General features: G+C 51.7%; 17 protein-coding genes. 10 read left to right on the top strand and 7 right to left on the bottom strand.

The annotated features are described in order from the left end of the window. Positions 1 to 45 precede the first annotated feature (45 nt). The 4 genes from dauA to lolB form a co-directional block, all read right to left on the bottom strand. Complete coding sequence (gene dauA / locus LVQ77_RS03935; RefSeq protein ID WP_232903725.1) at positions 46 to 1719, bottom strand: C4-dicarboxylic acid transporter DauA; 1674 nt, start codon at positions 1717 to 1719, stop codon at positions 46 to 48. Positions 1720 to 1893: 174 nt separating this feature from the next. Further along, complete coding sequence (gene prs, locus LVQ77_RS03930) at positions 1894 to 2841, bottom strand: ribose-phosphate diphosphokinase (protein WP_008454180.1); 948 nt, start codon at positions 2839 to 2841, stop codon at positions 1894 to 1896. Between the two features lie 122 nt (positions 2842 to 2963). Beyond that, on the bottom strand, positions 2964 to 3833 hold the full coding sequence (gene ispE / locus LVQ77_RS03925; RefSeq protein WP_151995662.1) for a 4-(cytidine 5'-diphospho)-2-C-methyl-D-erythritol kinase: 870 nt from the start codon (positions 3831 to 3833) through the stop codon (positions 2964 to 2966). Next, positions 3833 to 4456 (bottom strand): lipoprotein insertase outer membrane protein LolB, encoded by a 624-nt coding sequence (gene lolB, locus LVQ77_RS03920; RefSeq protein WP_134182999.1) that lies wholly within the window; start codon positions 4454 to 4456, stop codon positions 3833 to 3835. The genes ispE and lolB overlap by 1 nt, the downstream gene beginning before the upstream one ends. 205 nt (positions 4457 to 4661) lie before the next feature. Here lolB and hemA point away from each other — a divergent pair, with 205 nt between their 5' ends. Genes hemA through kdsA form a run of 6 tightly spaced genes read left to right on the top strand, consistent with a single transcriptional unit; the run spans position 4662 to position 9981 of the window. Continuing rightward, positions 4662 to 5918 (top strand): glutamyl-tRNA reductase, encoded by a 1257-nt coding sequence (gene hemA / locus LVQ77_RS03915; RefSeq protein WP_151995663.1) that lies wholly within the window; start codon positions 4662 to 4664, stop codon positions 5916 to 5918. A gap of 35 nt (positions 5919 to 5953) precedes the next feature. Then, positions 5954 to 7036 carry a peptide chain release factor 1 gene (gene prfA / locus LVQ77_RS03910; protein ID WP_151995664.1) on the top strand — a complete coding sequence of 361 codons (1083 nt, stop codon included), beginning with the start codon at positions 5954 to 5956 and terminating at the stop codon, positions 7034 to 7036. After that, on the top strand, positions 7036 to 7866 hold the full coding sequence (gene prmC, locus LVQ77_RS03905) for a peptide chain release factor N(5)-glutamine methyltransferase (protein WP_232864396.1): 831 nt from the start codon (positions 7036 to 7038) through the stop codon (positions 7864 to 7866). The genes prfA and prmC overlap by 1 nt, the downstream gene beginning before the upstream one ends. A 17-nt stretch (positions 7867 to 7883) precedes the next feature. After that, positions 7884 to 8273, top strand: coding sequence for an invasion regulator SirB2 (sirB2, locus tag LVQ77_RS03900; protein WP_151995666.1), 390 nt, complete (start codon positions 7884 to 7886; stop codon positions 8271 to 8273). 3 nt (positions 8274 to 8276) lie between these two features. After that, complete coding sequence (gene sirB1, locus LVQ77_RS03895; protein WP_151995667.1) at positions 8277 to 9086, top strand: invasion regulator SirB1; 810 nt, start codon at positions 8277 to 8279, stop codon at positions 9084 to 9086. A gap of 40 nt (positions 9087 to 9126) precedes the next feature. Beyond that, positions 9127 to 9981: a 3-deoxy-8-phosphooctulonate synthase gene (gene kdsA, locus LVQ77_RS03890; RefSeq protein ID WP_154150079.1), complete on the top strand. Its 855-nt coding sequence runs from the start codon at positions 9127 to 9129 to the stop codon at positions 9979 to 9981. Between the two features lie 91 nt (positions 9982 to 10072). Here the strand turns inward: kdsA and chaA are convergent, their stop codons facing one another. Then, a complete protein-coding gene (gene chaA, locus LVQ77_RS03885) occupies positions 10073 to 11176 on the bottom strand; it encodes a sodium-potassium/proton antiporter ChaA (RefSeq protein ID WP_232903724.1) in 1104 nt (367 codons plus the stop codon). 280 nt (positions 11177 to 11456) lie between these two features. Here chaA and chaB point away from each other — a divergent pair, with 280 nt between their 5' ends. Together chaB and LVQ77_RS03875 are read left to right on the top strand one after the other, a co-directional pair. After that, positions 11457 to 11687 carry a putative cation transport regulator ChaB gene (gene chaB, locus LVQ77_RS03880; RefSeq protein ID WP_232903723.1) on the top strand — a complete coding sequence of 77 codons (231 nt, stop codon included), beginning with the start codon at positions 11457 to 11459 and terminating at the stop codon, positions 11685 to 11687. 292 nt (positions 11688 to 11979) lie between these two features. Then, positions 11980 to 12675 (top strand): gamma-glutamylcyclotransferase, encoded by a 696-nt coding sequence (locus LVQ77_RS03875; protein ID WP_232903937.1) that lies wholly within the window; start codon positions 11980 to 11982, stop codon positions 12673 to 12675. Positions 12676 to 12736: 61 nt separating this feature from the next. On the opposite strand, the gene LVQ77_RS03870 is transcribed toward LVQ77_RS03875, so the two are convergent. Next, positions 12737 to 12982, bottom strand: a complete 246-nt coding sequence (locus tag LVQ77_RS03870) for a DUF1883 domain-containing protein (RefSeq protein ID WP_154150083.1) — start codon at positions 12980 to 12982, stop codon at positions 12737 to 12739. A 262-nt stretch (positions 12983 to 13244) separates the two neighbouring features. Next, positions 13245 to 13598, bottom strand: a complete 354-nt coding sequence (locus LVQ77_RS03865; protein WP_232864401.1) for a DsrE/DsrF/TusD sulfur relay family protein — start codon at positions 13596 to 13598, stop codon at positions 13245 to 13247. A gap of 71 nt (positions 13599 to 13669) precedes the next feature. Here LVQ77_RS03865 and LVQ77_RS03860 point away from each other — a divergent pair, with 71 nt between their 5' ends. Both LVQ77_RS03860 and LVQ77_RS03855 read left to right on the top strand, forming a co-directional pair. Further along, entirely contained in the window at positions 13670 to 14863 is a 1194-nt protein-coding gene (locus tag LVQ77_RS03860; RefSeq protein ID WP_232903722.1) for a nitrate- and nitrite sensing domain-containing protein, read from the top strand. 339 nt (positions 14864 to 15202) lie between these two features. Further along, complete coding sequence (locus tag LVQ77_RS03855) at positions 15203 to 16456, top strand: CmpA/NrtA family ABC transporter substrate-binding protein (protein WP_232903721.1); 1254 nt, start codon at positions 15203 to 15205, stop codon at positions 16454 to 16456. Positions 16457 to 16466: the final 10 nt, after the last annotated feature.

Below are 16466 nucleotides of genomic sequence, written 5' to 3'. Positions count from 1 at the left end.
AGTGAAAACGGTTCTGGTTAAGAACCGTTTTTTTTGGCAAAAATCTTATTCAGCCAGAGCCGCATGGATATCCGGGAAGAAAGCAAGACGACCTGGAATCGGCTGAACACCAGCACGTGCCAGCGTTTTTAGAGGCTGGAACTCCAGATTCGTCACCCGCAATTCGCAGCCATCCGGCAATTTTTCTACAAAGCGTTGAAACGCATCGAGGCCGCCAGCATCAAGCACCGGCACGGCATCCCATTGCAAAATGATCAGCTGGTTTTGCTCAACACGTTGGGCGAGGTCATTGAATAATCCTTCAGCTGCGGCAAAAAACAGTGGGCCTGTTATACGCAGCGCCAGGACGCCCTCCGGTGTATGGACATTCACAGGGGCGAGCCGCGTCATACGCGCGACACGGCGCATGAACAGCAACGATGCCAGTACAATCCCAACACTGATGGCAATGACCATATCGAACAGCACCGTCAACGACATACAGATAAGCATTACCACGATGTCATCTTTTGGAGCCCGCCTAAGCAGGCTCAGCACTTTATGTGCTTCACTCATATTCCACGCAACCATCAGCAGCAGAGCCGCCATGGCGGAAAGTGGTAGCCATGAAAGTAATGGGGCCAGCACCAGCAACGCCATAATCACCAGCAGCGCATGAATAATTGCGGCAACAGGTGATGTTGCACCAGCCCGAACGTTTGCCGCCGAGCGCGCAATGGCCGCAGTAGCCGTAATCCCGCCGAAAAATGGCGCAATGATATTGCCCAGCCCCTGGCCAATTAGTTCACCGTTGGCGTTGTGTTTGGTGCCGGTCATGCCGTCTAACACCACGGCGCACAACAGCGATTCAATCGCGCCGAGCATTGCCATGGAAAATGCAGCAGGAAGCAGGGCACTAAGTGAATCCCAGCATAGGGTAAAGTTCGAGTCAGGAATGTTCCATGGCAGCATCAATTGCGGCAGTAATTGTGGAATGCCGTTGCCTTGCGTGCCGTCAGCCAAAACATAGTGGAAACGAGAGCCGATAGTCGCCACGTCGAAACCTGCGGCATGGACGATCGCCATTACCGCACAGCCAGCCAAAAGCGCGGGTAAATGGCCCGGCAAACGGATACCCAGGCGTGGCCATAGAATCAGCACGGTGAGCGTTACCACACCAATCGCTGCATCACCGAGATTAATCGTTGGCATCGCCATGGCTAACGCCGCCACTTTATTCAGGTAGTGTTCCGGCACATGTTCCAGCGTCAGACCAAAGAAATCTTTTACCTGCATGGTGGCGATGGTAATCCCAATCCCGGAGGTAAAACCGAGTGTCACAGAAAGTGGGATGTATTCAATCAAACGGCCAAATCGCGCCAGACCAAATAAGATAAGAAATACGCCAGACATCAGTGTCGCAATCAGCAAACCGGCAAGGCCAAACTGTTGAGCAACCGGATAGAGGATCACGACGAACGCAGCGGTCGGCCCGGAGACGCTAAAGCGTGAGCCGCCGCTTAAAGCGATAACTATCCCGGCGATAGCCGAGGTATATAGGCCGTACTGGGGGGCGACGCCGCTGCCAATCGCCAGGGCCATCGCCAGAGGGATGGCAATAATCCCAACGGTGATACCGGCAATAACATCGCGGCTAAAACGGGAAACTGTGTATTTCTCGCGCCAACAAGCGTCTACCAGAGCGCGGAACGGTAATACAGAAGAAGATACGTTTTTCACTTTGATTCCATCCGTGAGCGCATCATCTGTCATTAAGGCAGGTGAAGGAGGCTTAAACTTAATTACATACTACTTAGCGCCGTAGCGACCTTGCTACAGCTCCAGTTACCTTGTGGCTTTACATGCTATAAAAAGAAAAAACCCGCCGCAGCGGGTTTTTTTATGCGAGTTCTATTAGTGCTCGAACATCGCAGAGATTGATTCTTCATTGCTGATACGGCGAATTGCTTCAGCCAGCATACCGGACAGTGTCAGGGTGCGGACGTTTGGCAGTGCTTTGATTTCATCAGACAGTGGGATGGTGTCACATACGATAACTTCGTCGATAACGGAGTTACGCAGGTTGTGAACCGCATTGCCAGAGAAAATCGGGTGAGTTGCGTAAGCAAACACACGTTTAGCACCACGTTCTTTCAGAGCTTCAGCTGCTTTGCACAGAGTGCCGCCGGTATCGATCATATCGTCTACCAGTACGCAATCACGGCCAGATACATCACCGATGATATGCATAACTTGAGAAACGTTAGCGCGAGGACGACGTTTGTCGATGATAGCCATGTCGGTATCGTTGAGCAGTTTTGCGATAGCACGAGCACGCACAACGCCACCGATATCTGGAGAAACCACGATTGGGTTTTCCAGGCCGATTTGCAGCATATCTTCTAGCAGGATTGGGCTACCAAAGACGTTATCTACAGGTACATCGAAGAATCCCTGAATCTGTTCTGCGTGCAAGTCCACGGTAAGAACACGGTCAACCCCAACACTTGAGAGGAAGTCAGCAACCACTTTCGCGGTGATCGGCACACGGGCAGAACGCACACGGCGATCCTGACGGGCATAACCAAAGTAAGGGATAACAGCGGTGATACGACCTGCAGAAGCACGGCGCAGGGCGTCTACCATAACAACCAATTCCATCAGGTTGTCATTCGTTGGTGCACAGGTGGACTGGATGATGAAAATATCACCACCGCGTACATTTTCGTTGATTTGTACGCTTACTTCTCCGTCGCTAAAACGACCGACGGCGGCGTCACCAAGTGAGGTGTACAGGCGGTTGGCAATACGTTGTGCTAGTTCCGGGGTGGCGTTACCAGCAAAAAGCTTCATATCAGGCACGAGAAAAACCTCAGGCATGCGTCCAGTGGCGGATGGTGCTACCGCATCTTATGTGGGCGGGGTAGCGCCATCCAGGCGGTGTATAAAGAGCTTGATGCAACGTCTGAAACAAGGTGACGTTGTCACCAATACTCAGCTTGCCCGGATATGGCCTGATGCAGCGGGGAGACATTAACGCCTCGCGCAACAAACCCATGCAGCCATTCCGGGGCTTGCTTAAGCACCTGGCGGGCAGCGTCCTCGGTGTCAAATTCAGAAAACACACAAGCGCCGGTGCCGGTCAGGCGCGACGGCGCGTATTCTAACAGCCAGGAAAGCAGCTCATCAACCTTACGAAAACGTTTTCTTGCGATAACCTCACAATCATTACCAAATTCACAGTTTAATAACGTGTCAATTGATCTGATCGGGGTGTTTCGTGGTAGCTCAGGATCTTTAAAAATGACCGGAGTAGGGATACTGACTCCAGGATGTGCAACAAGGTACCATTTTTCCGCTGGTGAAACCGGCGTGAGCTTCTCACCAACACCTTCAGCGAAAGCGGCAAACCCACGAACAAATACCGGCACATCAGCACCGAGAGTCACCCCTAATGCAGCGAGCTGATCTTCAGTCAGGCCGGTGTTCCAGATATGGTTAAGCGCCACCAGGACTGTTGCCGCGTTTGACGAACCACCACCCAAACCGCCACCCATCGGCAGCTGTTTTTCAACGCTGATATCGGCTCCAGCACCTTGTGGTAAGGTGCCCATCAGTAATGCCCTGTCTTGCAATAATCGGGCGGCGCGGACAATCAAATTTTCTTCATCTGCCACGCCTTCTATTGGTGTCGCAAGACGAATTTGACCATCGTTTCTCGGCTCAATGGTGATTGTGTCGCCATAATCTAGGAACTGAAATAAAGTTTGTAAATTATGATAGCCGTCCTCACGACGACCCGTGATATACAAAAAAAGGTTCAGTTTTGCCGGTGATGGCCAACGCTTTCTCATTATTTAACCGTCCAGCTGTCCATTTTGAGTTTGATGCGTTGGTCCCCTTCGCGCAGTTCCATATTAGATGGCAGGGCAGGTTGCACCTTGTCGTCATAATCACTGTAAACCACTTTCCAGGTTTTACCGTCTTGGGTGTAGTTGATTTCACTCAGGCGATATTGCGAGTCGATTTTATAGTCGGTCGCCTCACCTGGCAGGCCGAGAATCCATTGGCGCAGGCTGTTGAGCGGTATTGGCATCCCGGTCAATTTGCCAATCATCTCTTCGGCGTTATCAGCGACGTATTTTTTACCATTGCGATCGGTTAGTTGTACAACGCCCGGTTGCGCATTCAGTTCAAGCTCCGTGCTGCCTAATGGGTTAGTCAGCAGCAAGCGATAGCGTTCTGGCGTAGTCTGTTGCCAGTTGAAACGCGCATATACTTTTTGGCTATCGGAAAGATAAGCAAAAGCACCACGCGTCTGGTATTGGGTGATTTTTTGTACTTGTTGCTTGTGTTGTAACCATTGCGGAGAGTCAGGACTTTTTGCCGGACCGCTTGGTTGATGAATAGAACAAGCAGCCAAAACAAGGCTTGCCAGTGGCGCAAGGCGCAGCAGACGGGCTTTCGTCATAAACATAGTGGCAACGGATCCTTCTCATTAATTTTAGTTGTTAACTGTTTATGCTAGCGGCGCATAGCGAGGTCGTCTACGTTCAAGTTGTCTTAAATCATGAATTGCGACGATACTCCCCAAGAGGTGGCTCCCTTTTATTGACTGCGCGCATCCTGTATGATGCGCCGAGTTAATCCTTATCAACGTCGGTATTACTCACAGTCGCTCAATGACCCTTTTAGCTCTTGGCATCAACCATAAAACAGCTCCAGTATCGTTGCGAGAACGTGTTACGTTTTCGCCGGATTCGCTCGACCAGGCGTTGAACAGCCTGCTCGAACAGCCGATGGTACAGGGTGGGGTGGTGCTGTCGACGTGTAACCGTACCGAGCTATATCTGAGTGTTGAAGAGCAGGAAAACCTCCACGAAAAACTGGTGAGTTGGCTTTGTAACTACCACAACCTTGAAGAAGAGGAAGTGCGTAAAAGCCTTTACTGGCATCACGATAATGAAGCGGTAACGCATTTAATGCGCGTTGCCAGCGGTCTTGACTCCCTGGTGCTCGGCGAGCCGCAAATTTTAGGTCAGGTCAAAAAAGCCTTCGCAGACTCTCAGAAAGGACATTCGCTTTCCAACGAACTGGAGCGCATGTTCCAGAAATCCTTCTCGGTTGCCAAGCGCGTACGAACCGAAACCGAGATCGGCGCGAGTGCGGTATCCGTAGCCTTCGCGGCCTGTACCCTGGCACGTCAAATCTTTGAATCCTTATCGACTGTCACTGTTTTATTGGTCGGTGCGGGTGAAACAATTGAACTGGCCGCACGCCACTTGCGCGAACACAATGTCCAGAAAATGATCATCGCCAACCGCACGCGCGAACGAGCTCAAGCACTGGCAGATGAAGTTGGTGCAGAGGTTATTAGCCTGAGTGACATCGATTCACGGTTACAAGAAGCCGATATTATTATCAGTTCCACTGCCAGCCCGTTGCCTATTATTGGCAAAGGGATGGTAGAACGCGCCCTGAAAGCTCGCCGTAACCAACCGCTTTTATTAGTTGATATTGCCGTTCCACGCGACGTAGAACCCGAAGTCGGCAAACTGCCGAATGCCTATCTCTACAGCGTTGATGACCTGCAAGCGATCATTCAAAGCAATCTTGCGCAGCGCAAAGCTGCCGCAGTTGAAGCCGAAACTATCGTTGAGCAGGAATGCAGTGAATTTATGGCCTGGCTACGCGCGCAAAGTGCCACAGAGACCATCCGTGAATATCGCAGTCAGGCTGAACAGGTTCGTGATGACCTGGCTGCCAGAGCTATCGCCGCTCTTCAACAGGGTGCCGATGCCGAAACCGTTCTCCAGGATCTGGCGTGGAAATTAACCAACCGCCTGATCCACGCACCAACCAAATCGCTCACGCAGGCTGCCCGTGACGGGGATGAAGAACGCCTGCAGATTCTGCGCAACAGCCTCGGGCTGGATTAGCAAATAAACTCTTATTACAAGGTGAAACACCGCCCATGAAGTCTTCTATCGTTGCCAAACTAGAAGCCCTGCAAGAGCGCCATGAAGAAGTTCAGGCGCTTCTTGGAGATGCATCCACCATTGCCGACCAGGACCGTTTCCGCGCGTTGTCCCGCGAATACGCCCAGTTAAGCGACGTTTCCCGTTGCTTCCTGCAATGGCGCCAGGTGCAGGAAGATATTGAAACCGCACAAAGTATGCTCGACGACCCAGAAATGCGCGAAATGGCGCAAGAAGAGTTAAACCAGGCTAAAAGCGACAGCGAAGAATTAGAACAACAACTGCAAGTGTTGTTGCTGCCAAAAGACCCGGATGACGAGCGTAACGCGTTTGTTGAAGTGCGCGCTGGTACGGGTGGTGATGAAGCGGCAATTTTTGCTGGTGACTTGTTCCGCATGTACAGCCGTTACGCGGAGTCGCGTCGCTGGAAAGTCGAAATTCTTAGCGCTAACGAAGGCGAGCACGGTGGCTTCAAAGAAGTGATCGCTAAAATCAGCGGTGACGGTGTTTATGGTCGTCTGAAATTTGAGTCCGGTGGCCATCGCGTACAGCGTGTTCCAGCGACCGAATCCCAGGGCCGTATTCATACTTCAGCGTGTACCGTTGCGGTAATGCCAGAGATTCCTGAAGCGGAATTACCAGATATCAACCCAGGCGATTTACGTATCGATACCTTCCGCTCCTCGGGTGCGGGCGGCCAGCACGTTAACACCACCGACTCGGCCATCCGTATTACCCACTTGCCAACCGGCATTGTGGTTGAGTGCCAGGACGAACGCTCCCAGCATAAAAACAAAGCGAAAGCGCTTGGGGTGTTGGGCTCACGCATTCGTGCCGCCGAAATGGCTAAACGTCAGCAGGAAGAAGCGTCAACGCGTCGTAACCTGCTTGGCAGTGGTGACCGTTCAGACCGAAACCGCACTTATAACTTCCCGCAAGGCCGCGTAACCGACCACCGTATCAACGTGACCTTATATCGTCTGGATGAAGTGATGGAAGGCAAGCTCGACGGTCTTATTGAACCTATCGTGCAGGAGTTCCAGGCAGACCAATTAGCGGCGCTATCTGAGCAGGACTAATGGATTTTCAACACTGGTTAAAACAGGCAATTGCCCAGCTTGAGGATAGTGAAAGCCCGCGTCGTGATGCGGAAATCCTGCTGGGTTTTGTCTGCGGGAAAGCGCGAACCTTTATTCTGGCATTCGGTGAAACCGAATTGACCGCGCAGCAACAGCAACAGTTGGATGTTTTGCTGGCGCGCCGTGTGAAGGGGGAGCCTATCGCGCATTTGGTGGGCGAGCGTGAGTTCTGGTCGCTGCCGCTGCGTGTCTCTCCAGTGACGCTTATCCCACGCCCGGATACGGAATGCCTTGTCGAACAAGCCCTCGCAAGGATGCCCGCAGCCGCATGTTCCGTGCTGGATTTAGGCACGGGTACTGGAGCAATTGCTCTGGCGATTGCCAGCGAGCGCCCGGATTGTGAAGTGATAGCACTTGATCTAATTCCTGAGGCGGTAGAACTTGCGCGTGATAATGCGAGCCGCCTCGGAATAACCAATGTTAAGGTCTTGCAAAGCAATTGGTTTAGTGCGCTCAATACCCAACGTTTCTCCGTGATAGTCAGCAACCCGCCTTATATCGACGAGGAAGACCCGCATCTTTCACAGGGTGATGTTCGTTTTGAACCGCGTAGCGCTCTGGTGGCAGATAATCACGGTTTGGCTGATCTACGTGTTCTTGTGGAATCAGCTCGCAATTTTCTTGAGCCTGGCGGTTGGTTATTGCTCGAACACGGCTGGCTTCAGGCTGCGCAAGTTCGCGACTTGTTTACACAAGCAGGATATACCGAGATACAAAGCTGTCAGGATTACGGTGGTAATGACCGCCTGACAGTAGGACGCTATTTCTAAATAAGGAACTGAGCAAAATGGCAACTTACTTCGCGCTCAAGCATTTGCATATTCTGACGGTCTTCATTTCCGTGAGTCTGTTCGTTTTACGCTACTGGTGGCAATACCGCGAATCAGCCATGTCAAACAAGCGCTGGGTGCGCATTGTGCCGCATGTGAATGACACCGTGTTGCTGGTCAGCGGCGTTGCTCTTGTGATGATTACGCATTTCTATCCCTTCACGCCACAAGGTGCATGGCTGACTGAGAAGCTATTTGGCGTTATTATCTATATCGTTTTAGGGTTTATCGTGTTGGGCAAACGCCCACGCAGCCAACAGATTCGGTGGTTTGCCTTTCTGTTGGCCCTGGTGGTGCTTTACATCATCATTAAACTCGCCACCACAAAAATACCATTACTGGGGTAAGTCATGAGGTCGTTAGCCGATTTCGAATTCAATCAGGCGCCGTTATGCGAGGGCATGATCTTAGTCTCGCAGCTGATCCGTGATGATTTCCCGGCGCAAGAAGTGCGAGCACAACTGGAAAGCCTGGCGAGCCTGGCGCGTGAAGAGATCTGCGAAGGTCTACACCAGGATGTGCAGCTCGAAAAATTAGTCGAACTGTTTTATGGCACCTGGGGTTTTAAAGACTCCAGCGGCGTTTACCGTTTATCCGATGCCCTGTGGCTCGATAATGTACTGACCAAGCGTCAGGGCAGTGCAGTGTCGCTGGGTGCTATTTTATTGTGGATAGCCGACCGTCTTGATATCCCACTGAATCCGGTAATTTTCCCCACTCAGCTGATTTTACGCGGCGACTGGATGGACGGTGAAATGTGGCTCATTAACCCATTCAATGGTGACACGCTCAACGAACATACGCTGGAAGTGTGGCTCAAGGGTAATGTCGGGCCGACAGCCGAGCTGTTTGATGAAGATTTAGATGAAGCAGACAACGCGGAAGTGGTGCGAAAATTACTCGACACCATGAAGTCCGCGCTGATGGAAGAGCGTCAGATGGAGTTGGCACTGCGTACCAGCGAAGCTTTGCTCCAGTTTAACCCGGAAGATCCTTATGAAATTCGTGACCGTGGCTTGATATATGCTCAGCTCGATTGCGAACATGTGGCACTCAACGACCTCAGCTATTTTGTTGAGCAGTGCCCGGAAGACCCGATAAGCGAGATGATCAAAGCGCAAATTAACTCTATTTCGCAAAAACAGATCACTCTGCACTGATGCCAAATTTTTAAATGTTTCCCAACAAGGCGAGATTAAGATGAAACAGAAAGTCGTAAGCATTGGCGATATTAACGTCGCAAACGACCTGCCATTTGTACTGTTTGGCGGCATGAACGTGCTGGAATCACGTGACCTGGCGATGCGTATTTGTGAGCACTATGTCACTGTGACCCAGAAACTGGGCATCCCTTACGTATTCAAAGCGTCTTTCGATAAAGCCAACCGTTCATCCATCAACTCTTACCGTGGTCCAGGCCTGGAAGAAGGGATGAAGATTTTCCAGGAGCTGAAGCAAACTTTCGGCGTGAAAATCATTACTGACGTTCATGAAGCAAGCCAGGCGCAACCTGTTGCGGATGTGGTTGATGTGATTCAGTTGCCTGCTTTCCTTGCTCGCCAGACTGACCTGGTTGAAGCGATGGCGAAAACTGGCGCGGTTATCAACGTCAAAAAACCACAGTTCGTAAGCCCTGGTCAAATGGGGAACATCGTTGATAAATTCCACGAAGGTGGCAACGATCAAATCATCCTGTGTGACCGTGGCGCAAACTTCGGTTATGACAACCTGGTAGTTGACATGCTGGGCTTTAGCGTGATGAAACAAGTGTCTAATGGCTCACCGGTCATCTTCGACGTGACTCACGCGCTGCAATGCCGCGACCCGTTTGGCGCAGCATCTGGTGGCCGTCGTGCTCAGGTTGCTGAACTGGCACGTGCGGGTATGGCGACTGGCCTGGCCGGGCTGTTCATTGAAGCGCACCCGGATCCAGAAAACGCGAAATGCGACGGTCCTTCCGCGCTGCCACTGGCTAAGCTGGAACCGTTCCTGAAACAGATCAAAGCGATTGATGATCTGGTGAAGAACTTCGAACCGCTGGATACCAGCAAGTAAGAATGAATTAATCGCGTATGGCGTTGCTGTTAGCCGCCAAAACAAAAAGCCCTTATCTCACGATAAGGGCTTTTTTTATGATGCTGACCCGTCAGGCAAATATCGTCATGAGGTAAGCGGCAAACAGCGCAAGGTGCGCGGTGCCGTTGAGGACATTTGTACGCCCGGTCGAGAATGAAATCTGACACAACACGAGCGACGTCAACATCACGACTAACTCAGGCATTCCTAAACCAAAGGTCAGATCGTTGCCCGTCAGCATAGCAATCAGCGTCACGGCCGGAACCGTCAGTGAAATCGTTGCCAGCACGGAGCCGAAGAACAGGTTCATTGCGCGTTGAACCTGGTTATTCAATACCGCTCTCAACGCCCCTAAACCTTCCGGCGAGAGAATTAGCAAAGCGATCAGGAATCCCGTGAACTGCGCTGGCGCATTCAGAGTGCTCAGCAATGACTCGAGCGGCATAGCATTCATCTTGGTGACGGCAATTACTGCAATCAGATGCACGATCAACCAAATAGCATGCCAGGTGCTGCTGTGTGCCGATGGTTTACCATGATGCGGGTCATCATCGTCAGCCTCGTCTTCATGCTCGTAAACAAACAGGCTCTGGTGTGTTTTGGTCTGAATCAGTAAGAACACGCCATACATTGCAGCGGAAATGGCCGCAGCCATTAATGCCTGCCCGGTACTAAAGTTACCTTCTGGCAATGCAGTTGGAAGCACTAGCACGATGACTGCAAGTGGGAACAAAGCAATTAAGTACTGTTTGATGCCAAACAGATTCATATATTGCGTCGCGAATTTGTTTCCACCCAGCAGAAGAGAGAAACCGACGAGACCCCCTGTCACAATCATAATGATGGAGTACAACGTGTCACGCATCAGCGTCGGCGCGGCGTCGCCTGTCGCCATTAAAGCGGAAATTAAACTGACTTCAAGAATAACAACAGAAAGACTAAGAATGAGAGAACCGTAAGGTTCACCCAAACGGTGCGCAAGTACGTCTGCGTGACGAACTACGCTAAATGCGCTACTTAAAATGCCCACCAGGGCCAGAATATTGATCCCTATCACCGCTGGAAAAGACTGGCTTCCTCCCCACATCACCAGTACGACCAGCGCTAATACCGGGAAAATGAGCGAACTCTCCTTATGACGGGTTTTCACCGCCTCATGTTGTGTTTTGGTCAAAATGCATCTCCATCTGTGCAGGCATTAAGCTATTTATTGATTATAGTCGGACATTATATCCCCGTTAAAATAGCAAAGAACGGGCGTTTTCTGAGAAAATTTACTCAGTTTTACCGCTTAGATAACAATAGTATTTCTGATGAGTGAAAATGGCTGTTTACTCATATTAAGCAATACAAAACATAAGGATGTGTTTGTCATAAATACAATTATTGATTTTAACTGGCAGGATTGGTCCTCGTGTTTCACACTTTAAGTTTCCCTGATTCTGGATAACGTGATGCCTTATAAAACCCGAAGTGACCTCCCGGAAAGCGTGCAAAATGTCCTTCCCGCGCATGCTCAGGATATTTACAAAGAGGCCTTTAACAGCGCGTGGAATGAGTACAAAGATAAAGAAGACCGGCGGGATGATGCCAGTCGTGAAGAAACTGCCCATAAAGTTGCGTGGGCGGCCGTGAAACATAGTTACCAAAAGGGTGATGATGATAAATGGCATAAGAAAAACTAAACCTTACATAATGTATTGATATTCATCTTCAAACTTCTCAGCACACTCCAGTATGGCAAGTTAATATGACATTTTTGTTGTTTTGTGATCGTCATCAAACTTGCCAGCGTCCCGCTAATTGCTTATGTTCACAGATATGTTGCTTTATAAATAACCTTCATAATTCGATTCACAGGTAAGCGAGAGCGCCAACACCCCTGTGGATTGAAGAATGAGGGTTATAAAAAAGTCAAAAGCCCGGAAGGCGCATCTGACGTATTAACACGGAAGTATGCAGTGGCGGAGGTGTATGGTGTTAACGCGTGATTTCTTAATTAAAGCAGATTGTAAGACAGCTTTTGGTTCCATAGAGGAATCGCTGTTGTGGACCCCTGAGCAGCGCTCGGCATCACTCGCCGCGACGCTCGCTTGCCGTCCCGATAGCAGTCCCGTATGGATTTTTGGCTATGGTTCTCTGATGTGGAACCCTGCATTTGAATATGAAGATTCAGCGGCAGGTACACTTGTTGGCTGGCATCGTGCCTTTTGTCTGCGTTTAACGGCAGGGCGCGGCACTGCATGCCAGCCTGGTCGCATGCTCGCCCTAAAAGAAGGCGGGCGCACTACAGGGCTTGCTTACCGCTTGCCAGAAGCCATTCTTGAAGACGAACTGACGCTGGTGTGGAAGCGTGAGATGATCACCGGCTGTTATTTGCCTACCTGGTGCAAACTCGAGCTGGATGATGGTCGCGTGGTGAATGCGCTGGTGTTTATTATGGACCCGCGTCATCCACTCTATGAAGCTGACACACGTGCTGACATTATCGCGCCGCTGATTGCCGCCGCCAGTGGCCCATTGGGCACCAACGCACAGTATCTGTTCTCACTTGAACAAGAACTGATAAAGCGGGGCATGCACGATGATTGTCTTGATGAACTAGTGAATAAAGTCAGAGATTGGTTACAACCGAAAGGTGAGGATGGGGAGTTTCAGCCTGGCTTTGCCTGACCATTTCTAAGCCTCATCCTGCAAAAAAGTAGCCCTCAAAAAGAGGGCCGGGATGAGGTTTTTATGCGGCTACATAACTGATTGAGTGCTCAAGAGATTTACTGTGGCTATCAATCAACACTTTCCACGTCCCGCTGTAAGGTACCGTCAAATAAGCAGACTGCTTATCTTCCACACTCAGAATATCGGCCTGTGGTTTACCCGCAGAACTGGTGTCGCTCATCAAATGAATATGGCTTTTGTTTGAACAGTGAACCACCACGGTGTCACCGCCAAAAAGATGCAAACTGGCTTTCACTACTGGCATTTTTATACTCCGCTATCACATCAAAGTTAGACATCCATGCGCCGGGTTATCCTTGCAATCAGTGACGCTGCTCACAAATTACACTTCATGCATAACACCAGACCCCAGCTTCACAAATGCTGACTTTGATCAAAAAATGCCATAACGATTAAACAAAAATGCAGATGCACCTGAAACCATTCAGCTGACGGTTTTTTATACGGAGAATTAGCGTCAGGTCATCATTAAATTTGGTTTCAGCCCAGAGCTATAAGCTCGTTTATTAGAACGTTAAAACCTTATCGGCGCTCAGTGTCCACTCCGCCAGTTCAACCAGCGTGCCAATCTCAACGCCATCCACCAACGGCAAAGCAGTGATGCCGCGCCCGTCGGTGCAGGTCTTACACAATTTCACCGGCACATTCTGCGCGGTTAAAATCTCCAACATTTGCTGGATGTTATAGCCCTCGGCGGGCTTCTGGCCGCGCAGGCCAGCCGTCACCGCGTCAGACATCAAAAACATTTTCACTTCCGGCTGCGGCTGCTGGTCGCATAGCGCAATAGCCAGGCGCAGGCTGTTAAACAGCGATTCACTGCCGTATGCCGCCCCGTTGGCAATAATCACAATCTTTTGCATTTTTTCTCCTTAGCACCCGACGGCACGACTTTTGCTTCTCTACATTATCCGTTGCCGCTCAGGAGTATTTTATGAAGGCCACCGCCCATGATTTTTTACTGGCCGCCCGAAACCGTGGGCGCGAGCAATTGCAGGATATTCTGCAAATCGGTGAACTCACCGGCTGCATCGCCAGGCTCGCTCACATGCTACAACGCGAGCGCGGGGCTTCCAACATTTGGCTGTGTTCCCGGGGCAGGTTGTTTGCCGCCGAACGCGAGCTTTGCATTCAGGAAGTGGATACCGAATTAGGCCTTTTTCGCCGGGCAATCGCCGAACCGGATTACCTGCCAGGAAGCGCGTTGTTTGTCAGCCTCGCATGCGCGCTGCATTACTTTGAGCAACTGCCCGCGCTGCGAACGCAGATTACCGTCCAACAGATTCAGCCGCTCAATGCGATGGAGCAGTTCAACATCACGCTGCGCCATCTACTGAGTATTGTTCCTGAAACCAGCAACGTGGTTGATGACAGTGGTGTGGCGCGAGCGCTGGCGGCGTTATTCAGCTTTATGCAGGGTAAAGAACTGGCGGGGCAGGAGCGGGCGATTGGCGCGCTCGGTTTCATGCAGGGGGAATTTAGCGACACCTTGCGCCAGCAACTGGTCGATAGAATTGACAGCCAGCAGCACTGTTTTGACGCCTTTTGCAGCATGGTCGATTTGCCACTGCGCCAGCAATTTCTGGCCTGCGGTGAACCTTGCCGCGAAACCGAACGGCTCCGGCGCATCGCCTGCACCCGGCTGCAAGCTGCAGATGAACCGCAGCGCGCCTTGCGCTGGTTTGCGCTATTAACCACGCGAATCGACGCCCTGAAAAACGTGGAAGATGCGCTTATCAACGCCGTCATGGTCCAGGCGCAGCAGGCGCTCGGGCAGGTTTTGCAGCAAACAGAACCGGTGGAAAGCGACATCGCCAGTTGGGTCGCCGGGCACGGTGGCTACGATGGGGAACGCTATTTTGACCGCCATCTTTTGCCGCTGGTGCGCCAGCAGGCACAGCAGCTTGAAACCATGGCGCAACAGTTAGCCTCGCTTCAGGCAACACTTGAGGAACGCAAAGTTATCGACCAGGCCAAAGCGTTGCTCATTCGCCATCAAGGTTACAGCGAAGAACAGGCGTGGCAAACCCTGCGGAAAATGGCGATGAACCAGAACAAACGCATGGTGGATGTGGCGAGCGCGATGGTTTCCGTGGCGGATATCTGGCGACTACCCACTAAGGAGTAGGTGCACAAACAGTGGGCGTAAACTGCCTTTCCGTAGTGCAAAACCCTTCATCTTTCACGTTGCAGATGCGTTGGCTTCACTCACTCACTCACTTCAGTCACTTACTTTAGTAAGCTCCTGAGGATTCGTAAGTTTGCCGCCTTCCTGCACCACGAAATCTAAAGGGTTTAAAGGGGTGATCTTGAATCTGGCACGCGAGTTGCAACACTCATTATGAAAATTACTTTGACCTGAAACGCGCCAATGGCGGTGCGGTTCCGGTTGGACAAAGGCGTCCTTCAATGTGCTGACCCACATTGTTGGGCGCTTTTTTTTTACCCTTTGATCAGGATGAAGCCGATGAGCCACAAAAGCATAACCCTCTCGCGCCGCCGATTTTTACAGGCGGGAGCGGCATTAGGCGGCGCGTATTTGCTGCCGGGCATGATGAATTCCGCTTGGGCGGCGGGGAGCGACAAACCTGAACAAACCACGGTCAAAGTCGGGTTTATCCCGCTCACCGACTGCGCGTCGGTCGTGATGGCGGCGGTCAAAGGCTTCGACAAAAAATACGGCATCTCCATCGTGCCTAGCAAAGAGGCGAGCTGGGCCGCGGTGCGCGACAAAATGGTTTCCGGTGAACTCGATGCCGCCCATGTTTTATACGGCCTGGTCTACGGGCTGGAAATGGGTATCGCCGGAAAACAAGAGCCAATGGCCAACCTGATGACGCTCAACAACAACGGCCAGGCGATTTCTCTCTCGAGCGAGCTGGCAAAGCAGGGCGTCACCGATGGGCAAAGCCTGAAGAAACTCGTCGCCAGCAAAGAGCCGGGCAGCTTCACTTTTGCGCATACCTTCCCGACCGGCACCCACGCGATGTGGCTCTATTACTGGCTGGCGCAGTCGGGAATCAACCCGTTTACCGACGTGCGCACCGTGGTGGTTCCGCCGCCGCAAATGGTGATGAACATGCGCATCGGCAATATGCAGGGTTTCTGCGTGGGCGAGCCGTGGAACCAACGCGCCATTAGCGACGGCATCGGTTTTACCGCCGCAACCTCGCAATCCATCTGGCCGGATCACCCGGAGAAAATCCTCGGCACGCGCAGCGCCTGGGTTGAACAAAACCCGAACACCGCTCGCGCTTTAGTGGCGGCGATTCTTGAGGCGTCGCGCTGGATTGATGCCAGCGACGACAACCGCCGCGAAACCGCCAACGTGCTCGCCGGACGTGCGTACCTCAACACCAAAGCCGACTTCCTGACCGGGCGCATGCTCGGGCAATACGACAACGGCATTGGCAAAAAATGGCAGGACGACCACGCCATGCACTTCTTCCGCGACGGCGAAGTCACCTTCCCGTGGCTTTCCGACGGCATGTGGTTCCTGACCCAACATCGCCGCTGGGGCCTGCTCGAAGCCGACCCCGATTACCTCGCCGTCGCCAAACGCATCAACCGTATCGACATCTATCAGCAAGCCGCCACCGCCGTGGGCAACGTTTCCGTGCCAGCCAGCCCAATGCGCACCAGCACGCTGATGGATGGAAGCACCTGGAACGGCAGCGACCCTGCCGCCTACGCCGCAAGTTTCGCCATTCATAAACGTTAAGGGGAATGAG

The sequence above is a fragment of the Buttiauxella cochleicola genome (assembly GCF_021282435.1).
Lineage (GTDB): Bacteria > Pseudomonadota > Gammaproteobacteria > Enterobacterales > Enterobacteriaceae > Buttiauxella > Buttiauxella massiliensis.
Note: the sequence above shows the minus strand (reverse complement) of the source record. Positions and strands in the feature narration are given on the sequence as shown.

Coding starts and splice junctions, on each gene's coding strand:
- sirB2 (WP_151995666.1), top strand. CDS start 7,884: ATGGCAACTTACTTCGCGCTCAAGCATTTGCATATTCTGACGGTCTTC.
- prmC (WP_232864396.1), top strand. CDS start 7,036: ATGGATTTTCAACACTGGTTAAAACAGGCAATTGCCCAGCTTGAGGAT.
- lolB (WP_134182999.1), bottom strand. CDS start 4,456: ATGTTTATGACGAAAGCCCGTCTGCTGCGCCTTGCGCCACTGGCAAGC.
- LVQ77_RS03860 (WP_232903722.1), top strand. CDS start 13,670: ATGAAGGCCACCGCCCATGATTTTTTACTGGCCGCCCGAAACCGTGGG.
- chaB (WP_232903723.1), top strand. CDS start 11,457: ATGCCTTATAAAACCCGAAGTGACCTCCCGGAAAGCGTGCAAAATGTC.
- kdsA (WP_154150079.1), top strand. CDS start 9,127: ATGAAACAGAAAGTCGTAAGCATTGGCGATATTAACGTCGCAAACGAC.
- ispE (WP_151995662.1), bottom strand. CDS start 3,833: ATGAGAAAGCGTTGGCCATCACCGGCAAAACTGAACCTTTTTTTGTAT.
- sirB1 (WP_151995667.1), top strand. CDS start 8,277: ATGAGGTCGTTAGCCGATTTCGAATTCAATCAGGCGCCGTTATGCGAG.
- prfA (WP_151995664.1), top strand. CDS start 5,954: ATGAAGTCTTCTATCGTTGCCAAACTAGAAGCCCTGCAAGAGCGCCAT.
- LVQ77_RS03870 (WP_154150083.1), bottom strand. CDS start 12,982: ATGCCAGTAGTGAAAGCCAGTTTGCATCTTTTTGGCGGTGACACCGTG.
- hemA (WP_151995663.1), top strand. CDS start 4,662: ATGACCCTTTTAGCTCTTGGCATCAACCATAAAACAGCTCCAGTATCG.
- LVQ77_RS03855 (WP_232903721.1), top strand. CDS start 15,203: ATGAGCCACAAAAGCATAACCCTCTCGCGCCGCCGATTTTTACAGGCG.
- LVQ77_RS03865 (WP_232864401.1), bottom strand. CDS start 13,598: ATGCAAAAGATTGTGATTATTGCCAACGGGGCGGCATACGGCAGTGAA.